The organism is Achromobacter sp. Root565, from assembly GCF_001427425.1.
GTDB classification, from domain to species: Bacteria; Pseudomonadota; Gammaproteobacteria; order Burkholderiales; family Burkholderiaceae_B; genus Achromobacter; species Achromobacter spanius_D.
Map to the genome: position 1 here is coordinate 2,156,574 of NZ_LMGO01000001.1, position 21,270 is coordinate 2,177,843.

Annotated in this window: 16 protein-coding genes; 4 read left to right on the forward strand and 12 right to left on the reverse strand. The window is 65.6% G+C overall.

Going from position 1 to position 21,270, the window contains the following annotated elements:
- Window positions 1–48: 48 nt before the first annotated feature.
- A complete protein-coding gene (locus tag ASD71_RS09675; RefSeq protein ID WP_056562585.1) occupies window positions 49–681 on the reverse strand; it encodes a TetR/AcrR family transcriptional regulator in 633 nt (210 codons plus the stop codon).
- Between the two features lie 127 nt (window positions 682–808).
- On the opposite strand from ASD71_RS09675, the gene ASD71_RS09680 reads away from it, so the two are divergent.
- The gene (locus tag ASD71_RS09680) at window positions 809–2,092 is read left to right on the forward strand and encodes an MFS transporter (protein WP_056562588.1); all 1,284 of its coding nucleotides are present in this window, start codon (window positions 809–811) and stop codon (window positions 2,090–2,092) included.
- A gap of 35 nt (window positions 2,093–2,127) precedes the next feature.
- Here the strand turns inward: ASD71_RS09680 and ASD71_RS09685 are convergent, their stop codons facing one another.
- Window positions 2,128–2,832, reverse strand: coding sequence for a GntR family transcriptional regulator (locus tag ASD71_RS09685; protein WP_056562592.1), 705 nt, complete (start codon window positions 2,830–2,832; stop codon window positions 2,128–2,130).
- 127 nt (window positions 2,833–2,959) lie between these two features.
- On the opposite strand from ASD71_RS09685, the gene ASD71_RS09690 reads away from it, so the two are divergent.
- The 3 genes from ASD71_RS09690 (at window position 2,960) to ASD71_RS09700 (ending at window position 6,114) form a co-directional block, all read left to right on the forward strand.
- Entirely contained in the window at window positions 2,960–3,955 is a 996-nt protein-coding gene (locus tag ASD71_RS09690) for a tripartite tricarboxylate transporter substrate binding protein (RefSeq protein ID WP_056562595.1), read from the forward strand.
- Between the two features lie 65 nt (window positions 3,956–4,020).
- A complete protein-coding gene (locus ASD71_RS09695; protein WP_056562597.1) occupies window positions 4,021–4,821 on the forward strand; it encodes an enoyl-CoA hydratase/isomerase family protein in 801 nt (266 codons plus the stop codon).
- 21 nt (window positions 4,822–4,842) lie between these two features.
- Window positions 4,843–6,114, forward strand: coding sequence for a CaiB/BaiF CoA-transferase family protein (locus ASD71_RS09700; protein WP_056562599.1), 1,272 nt, complete (start codon window positions 4,843–4,845; stop codon window positions 6,112–6,114).
- A 44-nt stretch (window positions 6,115–6,158) separates the two neighbouring features.
- Here ASD71_RS09700 and ASD71_RS09705 read toward each other — a convergent pair whose 3' ends face one another.
- From ASD71_RS09705 to clpA, 10 genes are all read right to left on the reverse strand, one after another.
- On the reverse strand, window positions 6,159–6,887 hold the full coding sequence (locus ASD71_RS09705) for an ABC transporter ATP-binding protein (RefSeq protein ID WP_056324308.1): 729 nt from the start codon (window positions 6,885–6,887) through the stop codon (window positions 6,159–6,161).
- Window positions 6,884–7,687: an ABC transporter ATP-binding protein gene (locus ASD71_RS09710; RefSeq protein ID WP_056562602.1), complete on the reverse strand. Its 804-nt coding sequence runs from the start codon at window positions 7,685–7,687 to the stop codon at window positions 6,884–6,886. Before ASD71_RS09710 ends, ASD71_RS09705 begins: the two co-directional genes overlap by 4 nt.
- Window positions 7,684–8,772, reverse strand: a complete 1,089-nt coding sequence (locus ASD71_RS09715) for an ABC transporter ATP-binding protein (RefSeq protein WP_056562605.1) — start codon at window positions 8,770–8,772, stop codon at window positions 7,684–7,686. Before ASD71_RS09715 ends, ASD71_RS09710 begins: the two co-directional genes overlap by 4 nt.
- Window positions 8,769–9,698 carry a branched-chain amino acid ABC transporter permease gene (locus ASD71_RS09720; RefSeq protein ID WP_056562608.1) on the reverse strand — a complete coding sequence of 310 codons (930 nt, stop codon included), beginning with the start codon at window positions 9,696–9,698 and terminating at the stop codon, window positions 8,769–8,771. Before ASD71_RS09720 ends, ASD71_RS09715 begins: the two co-directional genes overlap by 4 nt.
- A gap of 150 nt (window positions 9,699–9,848) precedes the next feature.
- Window positions 9,849–10,994 (reverse strand): branched-chain amino acid ABC transporter substrate-binding protein, encoded by a 1,146-nt coding sequence (locus ASD71_RS09725; protein WP_056562612.1) that lies wholly within the window; start codon window positions 10,992–10,994, stop codon window positions 9,849–9,851.
- 239 nt (window positions 10,995–11,233) lie between these two features.
- The gene (gene putA, locus ASD71_RS09730) at window positions 11,234–15,055 is read right to left on the reverse strand and encodes a trifunctional transcriptional regulator/proline dehydrogenase/L-glutamate gamma-semialdehyde dehydrogenase (RefSeq protein WP_056562616.1); all 3,822 of its coding nucleotides are present in this window, start codon (window positions 15,053–15,055) and stop codon (window positions 11,234–11,236) included.
- Window positions 15,056–15,227: 172 nt separating this feature from the next.
- Window positions 15,228–15,911 carry a membrane integrity-associated transporter subunit PqiC gene (locus tag ASD71_RS09735; protein ID WP_056562619.1) on the reverse strand — a complete coding sequence of 228 codons (684 nt, stop codon included), beginning with the start codon at window positions 15,909–15,911 and terminating at the stop codon, window positions 15,228–15,230.
- A gap of 6 nt (window positions 15,912–15,917) precedes the next feature.
- Window positions 15,918–17,582, reverse strand: coding sequence for an intermembrane transport protein PqiB (locus tag ASD71_RS09740; protein WP_056562622.1), 1,665 nt, complete (start codon window positions 17,580–17,582; stop codon window positions 15,918–15,920).
- A gap of 46 nt (window positions 17,583–17,628) precedes the next feature.
- Window positions 17,629–18,945 (reverse strand): paraquat-inducible protein A, encoded by a 1,317-nt coding sequence (locus ASD71_RS09745; RefSeq protein ID WP_056562624.1) that lies wholly within the window; start codon window positions 18,943–18,945, stop codon window positions 17,629–17,631.
- Entirely contained in the window at window positions 18,945–21,257 is a 2,313-nt protein-coding gene (gene clpA / locus ASD71_RS09750) for an ATP-dependent Clp protease ATP-binding subunit ClpA (RefSeq protein WP_056566700.1), read from the reverse strand. Before clpA ends, ASD71_RS09745 begins: the two co-directional genes overlap by 1 nt.
- Window positions 21,258–21,270: the final 13 nt, after the last annotated feature.

The following is a 21,270-nucleotide window of genomic DNA, read 5'->3' on the forward strand; positions in this document are numbered from 1 at the left end:
AAAACGGTGCGCGCCGCACAGGGTTACGCACCGCTTTTGTGCAGCGCCCTAAGCCGTTCGGCGGGGTAAATGCGCCTGGATCAGCTTGTCGGCCATCGCGGCCACCCTGCCCGCCGGTCCGCCTTCACCAAAAAGCTGGCTGGAGACGAAAGCGCCTTCGATCAATAGCAGCAGTCCGTCGGCCAGGGCCTCGGGATCTTCCGCGCCCATGCCGGCGGCCATGGCGTTCAGCCGGCGGCGCAGTTCGCGCTTGTGCTCGACGGCGACGGCGCGGGCGGGATGCGCCGATTCCGGATACTCGACCGCTGCATTGGTCAGCCCGCAGCCCCGGTAGCCGTTCTGCACGGCGCGGCCGGCCATGCCGGTCAGATAGTCGAGCAACTGGGCGCGCGGATCGCCCGGATGGGCGGCGCAGGCGGCGTCAAAGCGCGCCCAGAATTCGGCGTCGTAGTCGCGCAGGTACGCGGCAGCCAATTCGTCCTTCGAGGAGAAACTGCGGTACAGGCTGGGCTTCGTCACGCCCGCCTGATTGACGATGGCGTCCACGCCCACCGCGCGGATGCCGTCGCGGTAAAACATCTCGCGGGCGGTCTTGCGGATGCGGTCGGCCGCCAGCAGCGGCTTGGACGCGGATTTGCCGGTGTTGCCGGCTGCGGCGGAGGGGGAATTCTTACTGGCCATGCTGGGCTCCTTTTCTGCGGGATGGCATCGATCAGCCCGCCCGAAAACAGGGTCGCCAAAAAGCGCTTGACGATGTTACTGACCGGTACGTACTATGCGCAGACCTCAATACGTACCGGTCAGTAACATGAGTATAGCCCACCCTCCTTTCCCTTTCCGCCGCGCCGGACAGAAGTATGCATTCGTGGTCGTCGGCGTGATCTTTCTGTCGCTGCTGGTCGCCGCCGGCTTGCGGTCTTCGCCCAGTGTGCTGCTGGTGCCACTGGAAGAAACGTTTGGCTGGAGCCGCAGCGCCATTTCATTTGCCGCCGCGCTGGGCATTTTTCTGTACGGATTGGTGGGCCCCTTTGCCGCCGCCGCGATGGAACGCTTTGGACTGCGGCGCGTGCTGATCACCGCGCTGATCCTGATGTCGGCCTCCAGCGCCGTCAGCGCGTACATGACCGAGCCCTGGCACCTGCTGATGACCTGGGGCGTGTTCTCAGGCCTCAGTTCGGGCGCCGTGGCGATCGTGATGGGCGCCACCGTGGTCAACCGCTGGTTCGTCAAGCACCGAGGACTGATGATGGGCCTGCTGACCGCCAGCGCCGCCACCGGCACGCTGGTGTTCCTGCCGGTTCTGGCCGCGCTGGCCTCGTCGGGCGACTGGACGCGCGTGGTGTGGACCGTGGCGGCCGCCGCAGCCGCGCTGGTGCCGCTGGCCTGGTGGCTGGTGCCCGACCGTCCGTCCAGCGTGGGCCTCGTGCCGTTCGGCAGCGATCCGCACTCGCCGCCCGCGCCCGCCGCCCCACGTACCGGCATGGTGGCCGCCACGTTCGGCACGCTGGCCCGGGCGGCCAAGACCCGTACGTTCTGGTATCTGTTCGCCACGTTTTTCGTGTGCGGCTTCACCACGAACGGCCTGGTCGGCACGCACCTGATCGCGCTGTGCGGCGACCACGGCATGCCCGAGGTGCAAGCGGCCGGCTTGCTGGCCATGATGGGCATCTTTGATCTGCTCGGCACCACGGCATCCGGGTGGCTGACCGACCGCTACGACCCGCGCAAGCTGCTCTTTGTCTACTACGCGTTGCGCGGTCTGTCGCTGATGTACCTGCCCTACTCCGATTTCTCGTTCTACAGCCTGTCGATCTTTGCGATCTTCTTCGGCCTGGACTGGATCGCCACGGTGCCGCCGACGCTGCGCCTGACGACGGAAGCCTTCGGCGAGCGAGACGCGTCGATTGTCTTCGGGTGGATCGTGGCGGGACACCAGATGGGCGCGGCCAGCGCCGCCTGGATGGCCGGCGCGTTGCGCGAAGCGCAGGGCAATTACCTGATGGCCTTCGTGGTGTCCGGCGCGACGGGCATCATCGCCGCCGTGCTTGCCTTGATGATCGGCAGAAAGCGCGTGGTCGCGCAGCCCGCCTGATTCCCCACCGCATGGCGGCGCCCGCCGCCATGCGGTCAGGCCGCGCCGTTGCCGGTCCGGCCGCGCAGGTTGTAGGCCTTCTTGCCGCCGACGTGCTTACGGATAAGCGCTTCGGCGCGTTCGCCATCGCGCGCCAGCAGCGCCTGCACAAAGGCTTCGTGGTCGGCCACCGCAGTCGTCCATTCATCCAGGTCGAAATTGGATTTGTAGCGCAGGGCCTGCACCTGCAGGTTCAGCCGGTCGTAGGAATGTGACAACGCCGGGTTGCGCGCGGCGCGGTTGATCGCGATGTGCGTGCCCATGCTGGCCGCGAAGTACGCGCGGATATCGCGTTTCTCGTAGTTTTCAAGCATCTGCGCATGCAGGCGCGCGATCTGGGCAAGCTCCGCTTCGGATGCGCGCTCGGCGGCGCTGCGCACTGCCAGCCCTTCCAGCACGGACAGCACGTCGAAGATGTTCTCGATGTCTTCGGCGGACAGTTCGATCACCATCGCCCCGCGCTTGGGCTGCAAGGTCACCAGGCCATCGGACGCCAGCATCCGGTACGCCTCGCGCAGCGGCGTGCGGGAAATCTTGAGTTGATCGCACAGATCCCGTTCGTTCAGCCACGTGCCCGGCTTGAGGGTGCCGTCGATGATCAGTTGGCGCAAACGTTCCGCCACGACCGCCGGCAAGGTGGGATGGTGGATGGCCAAATCGGGGACGGACACATCGGCAATCAGGGGTTCAGGGTTAGCCATGGGTTGTTCATGCTCGCGACATCGACTATTTTTGTATCTGGTATACCAAACACCAGCGGCATACCAACCTGACCCAATCATAGAGCAAGCAGCCCCTGGGCAGGCCTCATCCACCAAAGGAGACCCTATGAAAAAGCATGCTCGCGCCTGGACCGGCGTACTGGCGCTGGCCGCCGGTTTGGCGGCCGCCAGCCCCGCCCTGGCGCAGGACTACTCGAAATGGCCGGAACGCCCCATCCGCCTGGTCGTCGGTTTTGTCCCGGGCGGCGGCACCGACGTGTCGGCCCGGATTCTGTCGGCACGCCTGTCCACCCTGCTGGGCCAACAGGTGGTGGTCGAGAACAAGCCGGGCGCCTCCGGCCTGATTGCGGCCGATTATGTGGTCAAGGCCGACCCGGATGGCTACACGCTGCTCCTGGCCAACATGCAATCCACCGTCGCCGCCCCGTATGTCGTGCAGTCCAACATCGACCCCAACAAGGATTTCACGGCGGTGCGGTACATCGGGTCTGTGCCCAACGTGCTGGTCGTGAACCCCGACAAGCACGCCTATGCCACCGTGCAGAACCTGGTGGACGACGCCCGCGCCAAACCGAAGCAACTGCTATATGCGTCGTCCGGCATGGGCAGCCCGCAGCACCTGAGCGCCGCGCGGTTCTCGCAGATTGCCGGCGTGTCGATGGAGCACGTGCCCTACAAAGGCAGCGGCCAGGCCATGACCGATCTCTTGGGCGGCAACGTGGACCTGAACTTCGACACGCTGCCCGGCGCGATCAACCAGATCCAGGCGGGCAAGCTGCGTCCGCTGGCGGTGACCAGCCCGGAACGCAGCAAGCGGCTGCCCGACGTGCCGACGCTGGCCGAATCCGGCATCAAGGGCCTGGACGTCGTGCAGTGGTACGCCGTCCTTGCGCCGGCCAAACTGCCCCGCCCGATCATGGAGAAGCTGGATCAGGCGCTGGCCAAGACGCTCGCCGACCCCGAGATCGCCGCCAAGCTGGCCGACCAGGGCATGGACCTGGGCGGCGGTCCGCAAACCCCCGCAGCCTTCGCGTCCTACGTGCGGGACGAGTGGAGCAAGTACGGCAAGCTCACCGCCAGCCTGGGCCTGAAGAAGCAGTAAGCCCCCCGCCGCTGACCCAACCCATCCGGCGGGGGACGCTCCCCCGCGCATGCAAAAGGAACCCCATGACTGCCACCGCTACCCCTGACACCTCGCCCATTCTGCTCGAGCGCAACGGCGACATCGCAACCGTGGTGTTGAACCGGCCCGAAAAACTCAACGCCTTCACCATCGACAGTTGGCGGCTGCTGGGCGACACCTTTCTCGAACTGGATCGCGACGACGGCGTGCGCTGCGTGCTGCTGCGTGGCGCGGGCGAGAAGGCGTTTTCGCCCGGCAACGACATCGGCGAATTCGAGACCGCGCGCAGCAACAAGCGGCAGGCCGTGGAATACGGCGCCGTCATGCGCCGCACGATCGAGGCGATCGGCGGCTGCCGCCATCCCGTGGTGGCGCAGATACACGGCATCTGCGTGGGCGGCGGGCTCGAGATCGCCAGTCTGGCCGACCTGCGCATCTGCGGCGAAAGCTCGCGGTTCGGCGTGCCCATCAAAAACCTGGGCCTGGTGATGTCGTACTCGGAGCTGGCGCCGCTGGTTCGGCTGGTCGGCCCGACCGTGGCGCTGCAAGTGCTGCTGGAAGGCAGCATCTTTGACGCGGCCGAGGCGTTGCGCCTGGGCGTCGTCACGCGCGTGGTGGCGGACGACCAGGTGGCCAGCGAGGCGCAGGCGGCCGCGCGCCGGATTGCCGATGGCGCGCCGCTGGTGGCCCGCTGGCACAAGAAGTTCGTGCGCCATCTGGTGCAGGGCAAGACGCTGACCGACACCGACCGCGACGAAGCCTTCGACTGCTTCGATACCGAGGACTTCCGCGCAGGCTATCGCGCCTTTCTGGCGAAGGCCAAGCCGCAATTCACCGGCCGCTGAACGAACGATCGAGGAACACGCATGCACAACGACACCCGCGGCTCTGGCCGCTCGCACTCCCCCGCCTCCGTCACCCCTGCCGGCGCGCTTGCCGGCATGCGCGTCATCGAGCTGTCGCAGATCATGGCCGGTCCCACCTGCGGCATGATGCTGGCCGACTTGGGCGCCGACGTCATCAAGGTCGAAAAGATCGACGGCGGCGACGATTCGCGCCAGTACCGCGACCCGCAGATCAACGGCATCTCGGCCCCCTACCTGATGCTCAACCGCAACAAGCGCGCCATCGCGCTGGACCTTAAGCACCCCGACGGCAAGAAGGTGCTCCTGCGCATGATCCGCGACGCCGACGTGGTGACCGAGAACTTCCGCAAGGGCACGATGGAAAAGCTGGGGCTCGGCTACGAGACGTTGCGCAAGGAGAATCCGGGCCTGATCTATTGCGCCGTATCCGGCTATGGCACGACCGGTCCCTTTGCGGACAAAGGCGGCTTCGATCTGGTGGCGCAGGGGTTTTCAGGGCTGATGGCCATCACCGGCGAACCCGGCGGCCCGCCGCTTCGCACCGGCAATTCGGTGGCCGACATCAACGCCGGCCTGCTCGCCGCGTTCGGCGTGCTGGCCGCGTATCAGCACAAGCAACGCACCGGCGAAGGCCAGATCGTGGAAACCTCGTTGCTGGAAGCCAGCCTGCAGCAACTCTATTGGCACGCCGCCATCTACTTTGGCAGCGGCGTCTCGCCCGGTCCCACGGGATCGGCGCATGTGCTGAGCGCGCCCTATCAGGCGTTTCCCACCCGCACCGACTGGATCATCATCGGCGGCGCCAACGAGAAGAACTGGCAGCGCATCGCGCAGGCGCTGGGCAAGCCGGAATGGGCGGAAGACCCGCGCTTTGCCCGCAATCGCGACCGCATGCAGAACCGCGACGAATTGGTCGAGGGCATCTCCGCCATCCTGAAGACCCGCGACGCGCAGGAATGGCTGGACATCTTCGATGCCGCCGGTGTGCCCGCCGGCCCGGTGCATTCGATTGCGCAGGCGTTGTCGCACCCGCAGACGCTGGCGCGTGAAATGGTGGTGGAACAGGACCATCCCGTGGCCGGCAAGGTCCGCACTGTGGGCATGCCCGTGAAACTGTCGGCCACGCCCGCCCGCTATCATCGCGCCGCGCCACGGCTGGGCGAGGACTCGATCGCGATCCTGGGCGAATTCGGCTATGGCAAGGAAGAGATCGACGCGCTGATCGGCGCCGGTGTGGTCGCGGCCGTGGACCGTGAGCCGGTACAGGCTTAAAGCGGGGGAACGCAAGGCGGCAAGACCGCCTTGCGTCCGCTTGATTACTCCACTTCGCCCAGGTACGCCGCGCGCACCTTGGGATCGTGCAGCATGTCGCGCGCGGGGCCGGACAGCGTGATCTCGCCGGATTCCATCACGTATCCGCGATGGCTGTTCTCCAGGGCCAGACGCGCATTCTGCTCGATAAGCAGAATGGTGACGCCTTCGCTGGCGATGGTGCGCACCACGTCGAACACCTTTTCCACCATCAGCGGCGCGAGGCCCATCGACGGTTCATCCAGCAGCAGCAATTTGGGACGCGCGATCATCGCGCGGCCCATCGCCACCATCTGCTGCTCGCCGCCCGACAGCGTGCCGGCGGCCTGCTTGCGGCGTTCGGCCAGGCGGGGGAACAAGGTGAAGACGCGATCCGTATCCTGGCGGATCTGGGCCGCGTCGCGGCGGATGTAGCCGCCCATCGCCAGGTTTTCCTCGATCGTGAGCTGCCCGAAGATGCCACGGCCTTCGGGCACCATGACCAGGCCCTTGCGGACCAGTTCGTGCGATTTCTGACCGCCGATGGATTGCCCGGCGTAGACGACTTCGCCGCCGGCCAGCGGCACCAGTCCGCAGATCGCGCGCAGCGTCGTGCTCTTGCCCGCGCCGTTCGCGCCGATCAGGCAGACCAGTTCGCCATCGTCCACGCGCAGGTCGATGCCGCGCACCGCGCGGATGCCGCCGTAGGACACTTGCAGGCCCCGCAGTTCGAGCAGGGGTTGGGATGCCGTCATGTTGCCTGGCCCTCGTTATGGATGAGCGGATCCTGTGCGGCGCCCGCGCCCAGATACGCTTCAATGACCTTGGGATCGCGCTGCACCTGGGCGGGTTTGCCCATCGCCAGCACCTTCCCGTACTCCAGCACCAGCACGCGGTCGCACAGGCCCATGACGAGCTTCATGTCGTGTTCGATCAGCAGCACGGTGACGCCGTCCGCGCGGATCTTTTCGACCAGCTTGCGCAGCACCACCGTTTCCGACGCGTTCATGCCCGCGGCGGGTTCGTCCAGCGCCAGCAACTTGGGATCCGTCGCCAGCGCACGCGCGATTTCCAGGCGGCGCTGGTCGCCATACGGCAGCGACCGCGCGACGTCGTTGGCGCGATGCCCGATGCCGACGTAGTCGAGCAGCTCCTGGGCGCGCGCCTCGATGCCGGCTTCTTCCGCACGCGTTGCACGCGTGCGAAACACCGCGCCCAGCACGCCGGCGCGGGTGCGCATGTGGCGGCCGATCATCACGTTCTCGATCGCGCTCAGGTTGGCGAACAGGCGGATGTTCTGAAAGGTGCGCGCCAGGCCCGCGTAGGCAACCTCGTGCGGCTTCTTGCCCGACATGGATTCGCCATTGAACGTGCAGGTGCCTTCCTCGGGGATGTACAGGCCGGTCAGCACGTTGAACAGCGTGGTCTTGCCCGCGCCGTTCGGTCCGATCAGCCCGTAGATCTCGCCCTGTTCAATATCGAAACTAACGCCCGACAAGGCCTGCAGCCCGCCGAAGCGCTTGCCCAGTCCCTGGGCTTGCAGCAGTTTGCTCATGCCGCGCCTCCTTGCGTCTTGGTGGCAAGTTCGCGCTTGCGCACCGCCGACGGCCACAGGCCGGCCGGACGGAACAGCATCACGCACACCATGGCCAGGCCGAACAGCAGCATGCGGATGCCTTCGGGATCCAGCACCACGGCGCCGAACAACAGGTGCTGCACGGGTTCCACCACGGCACGCAGGAACTCCGGCAACGCCGCCAGAATGAGCGCGCCCAGGATGACGCCCGGAATGTGGCCCATGCCGCCCAGCACCACCATGCACAGGATCGAAATGGACTCCATGAGCGAGAAGCTTTCGGGGCTGACGAATCCCTGCATCGACGCAAACAGCGCACCGGCCACGCCGCCGAACGACGCGCCCATCGCGAAGGCCAGCAGTTTGATGTTGCGGGTGTTGATGCCCATGGCCTTGGCGGCGATTTCATCTTCGCGGATGGCTTCCCAGGCGCGGCCGATGCGGGAGTTCTGCAAGCGCACGCAGACCACGATGATGATCAGCGTCAGCGCGAGCAGCAGGTAGTAGTACTTTTCCGGCCCGGTAAAGCGGATGCCCAGCAGGTTCTGGGTGCGCCCGAACGCAAACTCGCCGACCTTGAACGTGTCGATGCGATTGATGCCCTGAGGCCCGTTGGTGATGTTGATGGGCGCATTCAGGTTGTTCAGGAAGATGCGGATGATCTCGCCGAACCCCAGCGTCACGATTGCCAGGTAGTCGCCTCTTAACTTCAGCGTCGGGGCCCCCAGCAGCACGCCGAACAGGCATGCCACCGCCAGCGCGATCGGCAGGATCGCCCAGAACGGCAAATGCAGCCCGAAATGCGGCGACGCGAGCAGCGCCCAGGTGTAGGCGCCCACCGCGTAGAACGCGATGTAGCCCAGGTCCAGCAGGCCCGCAAAGCCCACCACGATGTTCAGGCCTAGCGCCAGCATCACGTACAGCAGCGCGAAGTTCAGGATGCGGACCCAGCTTTGCCCGGCCATGCCGATCACGAACGGCAGGACGGCCAGCACGACGCCGATCAGCGCGATGCCGATCAGCGTGCGGGTTGAGAACCCGCTTTTCTTCAGATGCGTGCTCATGCGCGATCCCCCACCCGTTCACCCAGCAGGCCCGAGGGACGGAAGATCAGGACCAGCACCAGCACAAAGAACGCGAACACGTCCTGGTAATGGCTGCCCAGGAAGCCGCCCGTCAGGTCGCCGATGTAGCCCGCGCCCAGCGACTCGATGATGCCCAGCAGCAGGCCGCCGGCCATCGCGCCAACCAGGTTGCCGATACCGCCCAGCACCGCGGCGGTAAAGGCCTTCAGGCCCAGCATGAAGCCCATCGTGTATTGCGACACGCCGTAGTACGTGGCGACCATCATGCCGGCCACGGCGGCCAGTGCCGAGCCGATCAGGAAGGCGGCCGAGATCACCGTATTGATGTTCACGCCCATCAGGCCCGCGACCTCGCGATTCTGCGCGGTGGCGCGCATCGCGGTGCCGAGCCGGGTCTTGTGCACGACGGCCAGCAGTCCGCCCATGATGAGCGCCGCGATCACCACGATGGCGATCTGCAGCGTGCTCATGCGCGCGCCGGCAAACTCGAACACCTGCGGCGACAGCACTTGCGGAAAGTTCAGGTAATTGCGGCCCCAGGCCATCATCGCGACGTTCTGCAGGATGATGGACACGCCGATGGCCGTGATGAGCGCCGCCAGACGCGGCGCGCGGCGCAACGGCCGGTAGGCCACGCGTTCGGCCGTCCAGCCCACCGCCATGCACAGCGGCACGGAGACCAGCAGGCCGACGCCCAGCACCACGAAGGCCGAGGCGCCGGGATCGCCGCCCACCAGCGTAATGGCGACCGTGGTGGCCGCCATTGCGCCGATCATGACGACGTCGCCATGCGCGAAGTTGATCAGCCCGATGATGCCGTACACCATGGTGTAGCCAAGGGCGACCAGGGCGTACACGCTGCCGAGCGTGACGCCGTTAATCAGTTGTTGAATGAAGATATCCATAGGGGCCGCTGAATAAGCCTGGAAGAATCGCGCGTGGCGGCCAGGGCGCAAAGGCCTGACCGCGCGTCGCGCGCAGCACGCGCCGGACGGCGCCTGCGGACAAGCGGGCGGACCGTGGCGCAGCCAGGTTCCGCCCTCGTTCAAGCCGGCTTAGTTAGCCTGGCTGACCATCGTTTCAACCATCTCCCACTTGCCGTTCTTGACTTCGTAGATGGTGACCGAGATTTCCTTCAGATCGCCCTTGTCGTCGTAGGAAATGTGCTCGCTCGTCGCGCCCTTGCGGTTCAGCTTGGCCAGCTTGGGCAGGTACTTTTCGGGGTCGGCGGAACCGGCCTCTTCGATGGCCGTGATCATGTTCCAGGCGCCGTCATAGGCATACGGCGCGTAGACGCCGGGGGCCTTCTTGAACCGGGCCTGGTATTTCTGATCGAAGTCCTTGCCCGCGGCCATCTTGTCCAGCGGCACGCCGGCCAGCGAGGCGTAGGTGCCATCGGCGGCGTCGCCGGCCAGCTTGATGAAGGTGTCGCTACGCGTCATTTCGCCGGACACCAGCGGCGCCTTCAGGCCCAGCGTGGCGAGCTGGCGCTTCATCGGGCCGGACTGCGCGTCCAGGCCGCCGTAGAAGATGGCGTCAGGCGCGGAGCCCTTGATGTTGGTCAGAATGGCCGTGAAGTCGTTGGCCTTGTCGGTGGTGTATTCGCGGCGCACCACCTGGCCGCCGGCGGCCTTGACGGCCTTCTCGACTTCGTCGGCCAGGCCCTGGCCGTAGGCGGTGCGGTCGTCGATGATCGCGACCTTCTTGGCCTTCAGGTTCTGCACGATGAACTTGCCGACCGCGGCGCCCTGCTGGGTGTCGCTGGTCATCATGCGGAACGTGGTTTCGTAGCCTTGCTTGGTGTATTCGGGCGACGTTGCCATGGCGATCTGCGGCAGGCCGGCTTCGTGGTAGACACGCGACGCGGGAATCGTGGTGCCCGAGTTGAAGTGGCCCAGAATGCCCACGACGTCCTGGTCGACGAGTTGCTGAGCAACCTGCACGCCCACGCGCGGATCAGCCTGGTCGTCGCGCGAAACCAGCACGAACTTGGCCGTCTCGCCATCAATCTTGATGCCCTTCTTGTTCGCTTCTTCGAGGGCCAGGTTCAGGCCGTTCTGCATGTCCTCGCCGTAGTGCGATTGCGGACCGGTCAGCGGGGCTGCGAAGCCGAACTTGACGTCGGCGGCCTGCACGGCGGCCGTCATGCCGGCGGCGGCGATGCTTGCAGCGAGAAGCTTCAAAGTGGTGCGGAACTTCATGGGAAATCCTCCGAAATATCGGACTAAGGCCTTGTTATACCTGAGCTTTTAGTCAGGCTTTTGGTTTTTTACTACCGCGAGCCCAGTGATATCCGGGTCCCGCGCATGCATTTTCTGCAGAGCCTGAATGCCGGATTGCGGCAGCCAGACCAGAGGTGCGACCGGATTTTCGTTCCAGTGCAACCCAGCCCGATATTGGAGATAACCCTCAGTTTTCCGAGGGTTACCCCTGGTCACGCTTAGCCGATGGTCATGAGGCTGGCGTTGCCGCCCGCCGCCGCCGTGTTGACGCTGACGGAACGCTCGGTCAGGAGGCGTTCAGGCACATAGCTGGCGCCCGCCGCCAAGGCGTCGGAGGTCAGGCCATGCACCGCCAGGATAGGACCCGGACGCCGCGCGATGCGCTGGTTCAGCGCCTTGAGCGCGTCGCCATCACCTTCAAACAACACGGCCTGGTAGTCGGCCTCGTCAACGTCGGCATCCGGAAGGATGCCTGCCTGGCCCTGCTGATCGGCGTCCAGCGTCGCCAGCAGCGCCTGCGCCGCGGGCGTGTCCGCAAACCAGGCATGGTTGCCGGTCAGACGGGCCACGGACCACTGCGCCCGCGCGCCGGCCTCGGTAGCGGCCACGCAGTACACGGCGCCGCGCGGCTCGACCATATAGGTGTTGGTCTCGCCCGTCGGGCCGGGCAGCGCGATGCGCTGCGGCAGCGGCGCCGCGGCGTCCAGGGCCGGCGGCAGGCCTGCGGGACGCGTACCCAGCAGGCGATACATGTACAGCGGACCGCCCGCCTTCGGACCCGTGCCCGACAGCGCTTCGCCGCCGAACGGCTGCACGCCCACCACGGCGCCCACGATGTTGCGGTTGACGTAGACGTTGCCGGCGTGAACCTGGCCCGTCACGTGCGCAATGGTTTCGTCAATGCGGGTGTGCACGCCGAACGTCAGCCCATAGCCCGTGCCGTTGACGGCGTCGAGCAACGCGTCGAGTTCGTCGCGCTTGTAGCGCACCACGTGCAGGACCGGCCCGAAGACTTCACGGGTCAGCTCGCTGACGTTGTCGATTTCGATGATGGTCGGCGGCACGAAGGTGCCGTGGCGGCATTCGCCGTTCAGTTCGACCTGGTCGATGCGATGGCCGGCCGTGCGCATGGTTTCGATGTGACGCTGGATGCCGTTGCGGGCATCGGTGTCGATCACAGGGCCCACGTCGACCGACAGGCGGTCCGGGTTGCCGACGGCCAGCTCGCGCATCGCGCCGCGCAGCATCGTCAGCACGTGGTCCGCGTTGTCTTCCTGCACGCACAGCACGCGTAGCGCCGAGCAGCGCTGGCCGGCCGAATCGAAGGCCGAACTGAGCACATCGAACACGACCTGCTCCGACAGGGCCGACGAGTCCACCACCATGGCGTTCTGGCCGCCGGTTTCCGCGATCAGCGGGATCGTGTGGCCGTTATCGTCCAGACGGTCGGCCAGGGTGCGGGCGATGATGCGCGCCACGTCGGTCGAGCCCGTGAACATCACGCCGCGCACGCCAGGATTGGCGACCAGTTGCGCGCCGATGGTTTCGCCGCGGCCCGGCAGCAACTGCACGGCGCCGGCAGGCACGCCGGCCGCGCGCAGGATGGCCACGGCTTGCGCCGCGATCAGCGGGGTTTGCTCGGCCGGCTTGGCCAGCACGGTGTTGCCCGCCGCCAGCGCGGCCGCGACCTGGCCGGTAAAGATTGCCAGCGGGAAATTCCACGGGCTGATGCACAGCACGGTGCCCAGCGGACGGTGCGTATCGTTGCTGAATTCCTGCTCGGCCTGATCGGCGTAGTAGCGCAGGAAATCCACGGCCTCGCGGACTTCCGCGATGGCGTTGGGCAGCGATTTGCCGGCTTCGCGCACGATGAGGCCCAGCAGGGTCTGCATCTGCTCTTCCAGCAACTGCGCCGCACGGCGCAGGCACTGGGCGCGTTCGGCGACAGGCGTGGACTGCCAGATCGGCGCGGCATTGGCGGCAGCGCGCAGGGCGACTTCAGCGTCGGCCGAATCGGCTTCGATCACATGGCCGACCACGTCGCGCAGATTTGCGGGGTTGCGCACTTCGATCGCCTTGGCGGCATCCCAGTGCTCGCTCCCTTCACCCAGCATCGGACCGGCGTGCCATGGCGTACCGGCGCTGGCCAAAAGCGCCGCCGACAACGAGCCCAGGCGATGTTCGTTGCTGAGATCCAGGCCCGCCGAGTTGGCGCGGGCGCCGTCCTGCGGATTGCCGTAGAGCTCGCGCGGCAGCGGAATCTTCTCGTGCGGGGCGCCCAGCGGCGTGATGCGCGCGGCGGCTTCCACCGGGTCAGCGACCAGCGTTTCGACCGGGATGGTTTCATCGCCGATGAGGTTCACGAACGAGGTGTTGGCGCCGTTTTCCAGCAGGCGGCGCACCAGGTAAGCCAGCAGCGTTTCGTGCGTGCCGACCGGCGCATAGATGCGGCACGGACGGTTGAGCTTGCCCTGGGCCAGCGGACCGACCACTTCTTCATACAGCGGCTCGCCCATGCCGTGCAGGCACTGGAACTCGTACTGGCCGGGGTAGTAGTTCTGGCCGGCAAGCTGATAGATCGCGGCCAGCGTGTAGGCGTTGTGCGTGGCGAACTGCGGATACACGGCCTCGGGTGCGGCCAGCAGCTTGCGGGCGCAGGCAATGTACGCCACGTCCGTGTACAGCTTGCGCGTGTAGACCGGGTAGCCTTCCAGGCCGTCGACCTGGGCGCGCTTGATTTCGCTGTCCCAGTAGGCGCCCTTGACCAGGCGCACCATCACGCGGTGACGGCTGCGGCGGGCCAGGTCGATCACGTAATCAATGACGAACGGCGCACGCTTCTGGTAGGCCTGGATGACGAAGCCAATGCCGCTCCAGCCTTCGAGTTCAGGCGTGAAGCACAGCGCTTCCAGCAGGTCCAGCGAGATCTCCAGACGGTCGGCTTCTTCGGCGTCGATGTTCAGGCCGATGTCGTAGCTGCGCGCCAGGATGGTCAGCGCCTTCACGCGCGGCAGCAGTTCCGCCATGACACGCTCGCGCTGGCCGCGCGAGTAACGCGGATGCAGGGCGGACAGCTTGATGGAGATGCCGGGGCCTTCGTAGATGCCGCGGCCCGCGGCGGCCTTGCCGATGGCATGGATGGCCTGCTCATACGACGCGTAGTAGCGCTCGGCGTCTTCGGCCGTGGTCGCGGCTTCGCCGAGCATGTCGTAGGAGTAGCGGAAACCGCGCGATTCCATCTTGCGGTTGTTGGCCAGGGCCTCGGAAATCGTCTGGCCGGACACGAACTGTTCGCCCATCATGCGCATGGCCATGTTCACGCCTTTGCGCACCAGCGGCTCGCCGCCCTTGCCGATCAGGCGCGTCAGCGCCTTGGACAGCGACTGCTCGCTGCTCACGGCCACCAGCTTGCCGGTGATCATCAGACCCCAGGTGGCGGCGTTGACGAACAGCGATTGTGAACCGCCCATGTGCGACTTCCAGTCGCCGCGAGCGACCTTGTCGCGGATCAGCGCGTCGCGCGTGGCGCGGTCGGGAATGCGCAGCAGCGCTTCGGCCAGGCACATCAGCGCCACGCCTTCCTGGCTGGACAGGGAGAATTCCTGAATCAGGCCTTCGACCCCGCCACCGGTGCGCTTGCCGCGCAGCTTCTTGACCAGGCCGGCCGCCATCGCGTGCACCTTTTCCAGGTTCGGCACGCGGGCCTGGCCCAGCAGCAGCGGCACGCACTCGGGCTCGGGACGGCGATAGGCCGCGGTGATGGCCGCGCGCAGCACGGACTGCGGCTGTACGTCCTGGCCGAATTCATAGAACGGCGGCGTGGGTGCTGCATGGGATTCGGCCGCATCCTCGTCCCCCGCGGCATCCGCGCTCAGGTGGGACATCTCGGCGGGGAGATGACCGCGTTCGATCTTGTCCAGATAGGACAGGATCGCCTGCTTATGCAGCCAGTGCGGCGTGCAGTTGAGCTTGTTGGCGGCGGCTTTCAGGCGGTCGCGGAGTGCGTCGTCGACTTTGACGCCGAGGGTCGTGCTGGCCATAAGAGATTGCTTCCTGTCGCATGGCAAAGGTGTAACTGGGCCCAATCGGGACCCAGTATGGGTAGGACCGTATGCTAGACAGGTTGCAACCGCGTTTGTATTAAGGTTAACCCTAGGTTTAACCCAGTTAACCGCTTGAGATCGCGAGGTTTATCCCGAAACCCGGGGTGGATCATTCCTTCAGCGCGGAACATCCCATCATCTGAACCGAGCCCGACCCCGCTGGGGTCTGGCCGAGAATCGCCGCTGCCATGACGCCCGCCAGGCTGACCACCGCGCGTTGTTGCGCGGCGATCAGGGTGGGAATGGCGTCATCGGAAACGTTCTCGGTGACAACGCTGCGGCACAAGAGGCCCGTACCCTTGGTGTCGACGGGCCGCACGCGCCACGTGGCATCCAGTTGCGCCATGCTGCCGGACACCATTTCAAAGCGCTGCACGTCGGTCTGCACGCGCCAGATCGGCGCCCCCGGCCCCGGCTTGACCATCTGCACGTCGAGCGCACCCAGATCGCGCTTGAGCGCATCGGACAAGGCATTGCGCAATTCGTCGCCCAGCGGCGAACTCCAGCGCTCGGAATACAGGGCGGAGATGCTGCCATCGCCGGTGCGCACCATGAGTTGCGGCTGGTCGGCCTGCGTCGACAGCGTGACGGGCTGCACCTCGATCAGGAACGAGGCCGAGCCCGGCGCCGCACCGGGCGCCGCCGACCGCTCGGGGGTCTGCAGCGTGTAGTAATGAACGGGCGGCGACGAGCCGCAGGCCGCCAGCGCGCCGGACAGCGCCAGCACGGCGAGCGCGGCGCGCGCGCGTCCGTTGCGGGACGGGGTTGCGGAGCAAGAGAGTCGGCTTTTCATGAGCGTCTAGTTCCTGACTGGGCCGGCGCCCGGGATGGGGTCTTCACCTCTGCCGCGCAGCAGGGCTTCGGGATTGGATTGCAGGAAGTCGGCCAGCGCGCGCAGCGAACGCGCCGCCCGGCTCAGTTCCTGCATCGCCCGTTCGGTATTGACCGGCAGCGAGGCGTCGGAGGCCAGCAGCGAGTTGATGTTCGCCATCGAGTCCTTGGCCGCCTTGAGCGCCTTCTGCGCTTCGGGCGCCACCTGCTTGTCCAGGCGGTTCATGAGTTTGGACGTGCTGGCCAGCGTGGCGCGCAGGTCCTCGCCGATCTTGTCGAACGGAATCTTCTCGATCTTGGTGACGATGTTGGTGACCTGCTGCTGGAGCTGATCCAGGTTGCCCGGCACCGTCGGGATCATTGCGGGCTCGGACATCACGAACTCGACGGGCTTGGCGTTCGGCACGTTGTCCAGCACCACGTAGAGCTGGCCGGTCAGCAGGTTGGCCGTGCGCAGTTGTGCGCGCAGGCCATGCTTGACCATCACGCCCAGCAAGCGGCCGCCCGCCACATCGCCGTCCTTGATCGCACGCTCGCGCACCTCTTCGTAGACGCGGCCCAGCCGCTCCGGATACAGGGTGGCGTCCACCAGCGAATAGAAGCGCTTGGTGGCGGGATCGAAGTCCAGCGTGATCTGCGTGACGTCGCCCAACGTGATGCCGTTGAAGTCGACAGGCGCACCCACGGTCAGCCCGCGGATCGACTGGTCAAAGCGCATGCGGATCGGGAAGGCTTCGCCGTCCGGGTTGGCCTTGGCAGCAGCCTCGGTGGCGTACAGGTCGAACTCGGCGTCGGGTTTGGCGGGCGCTTCGCCATCGCGGGCGTTCTGCACGGACGCGAACGCCACGCCGCCCACCGCCATCGACACGAGCGATTGCGTGCGCACCTTCAGGCCGTCGGCGTTGACACTGAAGTCCACCCCGCTGGCGTTCCAGAAGCGGGTGCCATTGGTGACGAACTTGTCGTTGGGTGCATCGACAAACACCTCGACGTTCACGGCACTGCCGTTCTCGTCCAGGGCGTAGCCGATCACGCGGCCCACGTTGATGCGGCGGTAATACACGGGSGAGCCGATATCGAGCGAGCCCAGGTCCGAGGCCTTGAGCATGAAACGCTTGCCCGCGCGATCATGGGTCACGGCGGGCGGGGTTTCCAGGCCTTCGAAAGACAGCTTGGTGGCGCGGTTGCTGCCGTCCTTGCCCTCTTCCGCGTCCACGCCGATGTAGGCGCCCGACAGCAAGGTGCCCAGTCCCGAGACACCGCTTACGTCCAGCCGCGGCCGCACCACCCAGAAGTTGGTGCCTTCGCGCGCCAGGTCAGAGACCTGCTTGGACAGCTCGGCTTTGACAACCACCTTGCTGCGGTCGGAATTAAAACCAATGGATTTGACCGTGCCGATGTTCACGTCCTTGTAGCGAAGTTGGGTCTTGCCCACCTCCAGACCCTCGGCAGTATTGAAAGAGATGGAAATGTCGGGCCCGGCCTGCATCCAGGTCCGCACGACCAGCGACAGGCCCATCAACGCGGCAACAACGGGGACCAGCCAGATCCAGGAGATCCGGCTTTTCTTCTTGCGCGAGATCGCGGGCGACGCGAACTTCTCTTCACCAGATCCGGGGGCTTGCTCGGACATCTACTTTTTCCTTTTCTGAGCGGAAAACAACGGCGGGAGGCCTTTCCTAGCCCACTTGCTTGCCGGAGACGGACACCGGCGCATGCCGGCCCTCCACCGGCGCTGATTCAATCTCGGTCTGACCTTCAAGGTCCCAGCTACGGCGCAGGTCGAAGCTCATGGCCGCCAGCATGGTCAGGATGACGACCACGCCGAACGCGGCAGCGCCCGCACCGGCGCTGATTTCCATCAAGCCCTGAAAGTCGGCCAGCGCCGCCAGCAATATAACGACAAATACATCCAGCATCGACCACTGGCCAATGAATTCAACCATCTGATACAACCGCGTACGCGCCCCCAGATTGGTTGTGCTACGCCATTGTTCAGTAAGCAACAACAGGATCAACGCCAACAGTTTGGTCAGCGGCACCGCCACGCTGGCGATGAACACGATCAGCGCAATGTCCCATGAGCCCATCTGCCAGAGTTCCACGACGCCGCCCAGAATGGTGTGGGCGCTGTCGCCGAGCAGCGAATTGACTTTCATCACCGGCAGCACGTTCGCGGGAATGTAGAACACCACGGCCGCCAGCAACAGCGCCCATGTGCGCGCCACGTGATCGGGCTTGCGGTAATGCACCACCGCGTCGCAGCGCACGCAGTGATGGTGCGCCTCGGGATCGGCGTCCCGCGGCAGGGCCTGCACCTGGCCGCAAACGTGGCAACCGGTCAACACGACGTCGGGCCCGGCTTCGGGCACATGCACGGGCACCACGCCGACGGATTCGGCATACCGCCACAACACATGGGGCGACAACCTGCCCAGAATCGTGAGCAGCACGGTCAGGACGCCGAACGCGGCCAGGCCGATGCCCGGCGCGACCGCGGCCATCCCCGCCAGTTTCACCACGGCGACCAGCACGCCCAACAGAAACACGGGCACCATGCACCATGGGCGCAAGACGCCCAACAGGCGCATGGCGGCGTGGAAATCCGCCGGTTCGCGGCCCCGGGACAACGGGCCCAGCACCCACAGCAGCACGATCAGTTGCAGAAGCGGCAGCGCGAAGCCCGCCAACCCGGTCATGATGGACACGAGCCAATGGCCCTGGCGCCAGGTAATGGAAATGGAGTCCAGCAGAGAAGCCTGCTGCACCATGCCCTGCACGGACATCGAAGCGACCGGGTAGGCATTGGCCACCCCGAAGACGATCAGGGCGGTGATGGCGAGCGCCAGCCAATTGGACAAAGTAAGCCCGCTGTAGCGCCAGAGGACGGCACCGCAGCGGGCACAATTGGCGGTCTCGCCAGGTTCAAGCTGATGTCGGCGATAAATGCTTGCGCAGTGTTCGCATTCGATCAGCGGCTGGCGGTCCGCGGTCATCAGTCGACGAGTTCGACTTCCTGCTTGTCCGGCGCGTCCGACGAAGGCGGCTTGCCGCTGTCGTCAAAGTCCAGCGTAACCTTGCCCGACTCGTCCAGATCCACTGTGACCGAGCCGCCGTCGACCAGCTTGCCAAACAGCAGCTCGTCGGCCAGCGCGCGCCGGATGGTGTCCTGGATAAGGCGTTGCATGGGACGCGCGCCCATCAGCGGATCGAACCCCTCCTTGGCAAGGTGTTCACGCAGGCGCGAGGTGAATACGGCTTCCACGCGACGTTCGTGCAACTGGTCTTCAAGCTGCATGAGGAACTTGTCCACCACGCGCATGATGACCTCGTGGTCCAGCGCGGCAAAGGGAATGATCGCGTCCAGGCGGTTGCGGAATTCAGGGGTGAACATGCGGCGGATTTCCGCCATTTCGTCGCCCACCATCCGCGAATTCGCGAAACCGATCGACGGACGGTTCAAGGTCTCGGCGCCCGCGTTGGTCGTCATGATGAGAATGACGTTGCGGAAGTCTGCCTTGCGGCCGTTGTTGTCGGTCAGCGTGCCGTGGTCCATGACCTGCAGCAGGATGTTGAAAACATCCGGGTGCGCCTTTTCGATTTCGTCGAGCAGCAGCACGCAATGCGGCTGCTTGGTGATCGCCTCGGTGAGCAGGCCGCCCTGGTCGAAACCCACGTAGCCCGGCGGCGCGCCGATCAGGCGCGACACCGCGTGGCGTTCCATGTATTCCGACATGTCGAAACGCAGCAGTTCGACGCCCAGCGTGAATGCCAACTGACGCGCGACTTCGGTCTTGCCGACGCCCGTGGGGCCCGACAACAGGAAAGCGCCGATCGGCTTTTCCGGTTTGCCCAGGCCCGAGCGCGCCATCTTGATGGCGGCGGACAGCGCGTCAATAGCGCCATCCTGACCAAATACCACCGTCTTGAGGTCGCGGTCCAGCGTGGCGAGCTTGCTGCGGTCGTCGTTGGAGACGGACTGCGGCGGGATGCGCGCGATCTTGGAAACGATGTTCTCGATATCGACCTTGCCGATTACCTTTTTCTGGCGCGAACGCGGCAGCAGACGCTGCGCGGCGCCGGCCTCGTCGATCACGTCGATGGCCTTGTCAGGCAGGTGGCGGTCGTTGATGAAGCGCGCCGACAGTTCGGCCGCAGCCGACAGCGCCGCAGCCGAATAACGCACGCTGTGGTGCTCTTCGAAGCGGCTCTTCAGGCCGCGAAGAATCTGCACGGTCTGTTCGATGCTGGGCTCGGGTACGTCGATCTTCTGGAACCGGCGCGACAGCGCGTGGTCTTTCTCGAAGACGCCGCGGTATTCGGTGTAGGTGGTTGCGCCGATGCACTTCAACTGCCCCGACGACAAGGCCGGCTTGAGCAGGTTGGAGGCATCCAGCGTGCCGCCCGACGCGGAACCGGCGCCGATCAGCGTGTGAATTTCGTCGATGAACAGGATCGCATCGGGATTGCCGCGGATCTGCTTGAGCACGCCTTTCAGACGCTGTTCGAAATCGCCGCGGTACTTGGTGCCGGCCAGCAGCGCGCCCATGTCCAGCGAAAAGACCTGAGCGGCCTGCAGGACTTCGGGCACTTCGCCGCGCGTGATGCGCCAGGCCAGGCCTTCCGCGATGGCGGTCTTGCCCACGCCGGCCTCGCCCACCAGAAGCGGGTTGTTCTTGCGGCGGCGGCACAACACCTGAATGACGCGCTCGACTTCGTGCTCGCGGCCGATCAGGGGATCGATGCGGCCGGCCAGCGCGGCGGCGTTCAGGTCGGTGGCGTACTGATCCAGCGGCGACTGACGCGAATCGCCCTGCTCTTCACCATTGGGCTGTTGCTCTTTCTGCACGGCGGCGGACTCCACCTGCGGCTGTTTGGTAATGCCATGGGACAGGAAATTGACCACGTCCAGGCGCGTGACGCCCTGCTGTTGCAGGTAGTACACGGCGTGCGAGTCCTTTTCGCCAAAAATGGCCACCAGCACGTTCGCGCCCGTCACGGGCTTCTTGCCCGTGCCGCCGGCGGAGACATGCATGATCGCGCGCTGAATGACGCGCTGGAAACCCAACGTGGGCTGCGTGTCGACTTCGGCGCCACTGGGAATTACCGGCGTATTTTCCGAAACGAACTGGCGCAGGTTGCGGCGCAGGTCATCCAGGTTGGCCGCGCAGGCGCGCAGGACCTCGACCGCCGAAGCGTTGTCGAGCAACGCCAACAGCAGATGCTCGACGGTAATAAATTCGTGCCGGGCCGAACGGGCCTCGACGAAAGCCATATGCAGGCTGACTTCAAGCTCTTGAGAAATCACGCTTCCTCCGTAA

Bases quoted from the DNA above. Each gene is read 5' to 3' on its own strand.
- ASD71_RS09735 (WP_056562619.1), bottom strand. From the start codon at position 15,911: ATGAAAAGCCGACTCTCTTGCTCCGCAACCCCGTCCCGCAACGGACGC.
- ASD71_RS09705 (WP_056324308.1), bottom strand. From the start codon at position 6,887: ATGACGGCATCCCAACCCCTGCTCGAACTGCGGGGCCTGCAAGTGTCC.
- ASD71_RS09745 (WP_056562624.1), bottom strand. From the start codon at position 18,945: ATGACCGCGGACCGCCAGCCGCTGATCGAATGCGAACACTGCGCAAGC.
- ASD71_RS09725 (WP_056562612.1), bottom strand. From the start codon at position 10,994: ATGAAGTTCCGCACCACTTTGAAGCTTCTCGCTGCAAGCATCGCCGCC.
- ASD71_RS09715 (WP_056562605.1), bottom strand. From the start codon at position 8,772: ATGAGCACGCATCTGAAGAAAAGCGGGTTCTCAACCCGCACGCTGATC.
- ASD71_RS09680 (WP_056562588.1), top strand. From the start codon at position 809: ATGAGTATAGCCCACCCTCCTTTCCCTTTCCGCCGCGCCGGACAGAAG.
- putA (WP_056562616.1), bottom strand. From the start codon at position 15,055: ATGGCCAGCACGACCCTCGGCGTCAAAGTCGACGACGCACTCCGCGAC.
- ASD71_RS09720 (WP_056562608.1), bottom strand. From the start codon at position 9,698: ATGGATATCTTCATTCAACAACTGATTAACGGCGTCACGCTCGGCAGC.
- ASD71_RS09700 (WP_056562599.1), top strand. From the start codon at position 4,843: ATGCACAACGACACCCGCGGCTCTGGCCGCTCGCACTCCCCCGCCTCC.
- ASD71_RS09685 (WP_056562592.1), bottom strand. From the start codon at position 2,832: ATGGCTAACCCTGAACCCCTGATTGCCGATGTGTCCGTCCCCGATTTG.
- ASD71_RS09710 (WP_056562602.1), bottom strand. From the start codon at position 7,687: ATGAGCAAACTGCTGCAAGCCCAGGGACTGGGCAAGCGCTTCGGCGGG.
- ASD71_RS09695 (WP_056562597.1), top strand. From the start codon at position 4,021: ATGACTGCCACCGCTACCCCTGACACCTCGCCCATTCTGCTCGAGCGC.
- ASD71_RS09690 (WP_056562595.1), top strand. From the start codon at position 2,960: ATGAAAAAGCATGCTCGCGCCTGGACCGGCGTACTGGCGCTGGCCGCC.
- ASD71_RS09675 (WP_056562585.1), bottom strand. From the start codon at position 681: ATGGCCAGTAAGAATTCCCCCTCCGCCGCAGCCGGCAACACCGGCAAA.